Origin of the sequence: Desulfovibrio legallii (assembly GCF_900102485.1) — a bacterium.
In the GTDB taxonomy this organism is placed as follows: Bacteria; Desulfobacterota; Desulfovibrionia; order Desulfovibrionales; family Desulfovibrionaceae; genus Desulfovibrio; species Desulfovibrio legallii_A.
This window is the reverse complement of the sequence record NZ_FNBX01000036.1, coordinates 1-1,009: the sequence shown is the minus strand read 5'-3', so window position 1 is coordinate 1,009 and position 1,009 is coordinate 1. Positions and strand designations below refer to the sequence as shown.

At 50.7% G+C, this 1,009-nt stretch carries 1 protein-coding gene; it reads left to right on the top strand.

The window, feature by feature from the left end:
* Positions 1-55: 55 nt before the first annotated feature.
* On the top strand, positions 56-949 hold the full coding sequence (locus BLS55_RS11725; RefSeq protein WP_306806878.1) for a class I SAM-dependent methyltransferase: 894 nt from the start codon (positions 56-58) through the stop codon (positions 947-949).
* Positions 950-1,009 lie beyond the last annotated feature (60 nt).

Genomic DNA, 1,009 nt, shown 5'->3' with positions numbered 1-1,009 from the left:
GTGGTTTTGCTTAACCAAAGCCTAACCAACTTGGCGGGCTACTTCCATTTTTTAAATGTGCGAAAAATACCGTACGTTATCAAATATTGAGATGCAACACAGCGGACACCACATGAACACACCGAAAACGTATACAGAAATATCCACGTGCCGTGTATGCGGCTGTCGGGATATGACCAACGTTGTATCCTTGGGCGAGCAGGCGTTGACGGGCGTCTTTCCGCGCAATCCAGATGCGCAGATTACAAAGGGGCCACTTGGTCTTGTGCTGTGCGGCGCGTGCAGCTTGCTTCAGTTGCGCCAATCCTACAATCTTGAAGAGATGTACGGCGACAACTACGGCTACCGATCTGGCCTGAATGCCTCAATGGTTGCCCATTTGCAGCAAAAAATCCGCCGTCTTGAGCATATGGCCAACGTGCGTCATGACGACCTTGTCATTGATATTGGCTCCAACGATGCCACTTCGCTCAAAGCCTATACGAGGCCCTGCCAGCGTTTAGGCATTGATCCTACGGGCTTGAAATTTCGTGCTTACTACCCAGATGACATTGCGTTGATACCGGATTTCTTTTCAGCATCAGATGTCTTGACCCGTTATCCATCCAAGCGGGCACGCATTGTGACTTCTATTTCCATGTTTTACGATCTGGAGCAACCCCTGGCTTTTGCAAAAGATGTGGCAAGCGTGCTGGCCGATGACGGGCTTTGGCATTTTGAACAAAGCTATATGCCAAGCATGTTGCGCACCAATGCCTACGACACCATCTGTCACGAACATTTAGAGTTTTATTCGTTCAAGGTCGTGCAGTTCATTCTGCGGCAATGCGGCATGAGGGTGGTGGATGTTGAAACAAACGGCATCAACGGCGGAAGCTTTGCTGTGACCGCATGCAAAGAAAGCGCGCCCTTTGTGGGTAGTGTCCAGAATTTTTCGCACATTTCGTAGCGGCCCGCGTGGTCAGGATTTTTGGGTCTGCCTTAAGGCGCTGGCGCGGGCCTTGCGAGC

Coding starts and splice junctions, on each gene's coding strand:
- BLS55_RS11725 (WP_306806878.1), top strand. CDS start 56: ATGTGCGAAAAATACCGTACGTTATCAAATATTGAGATGCAACACAGC.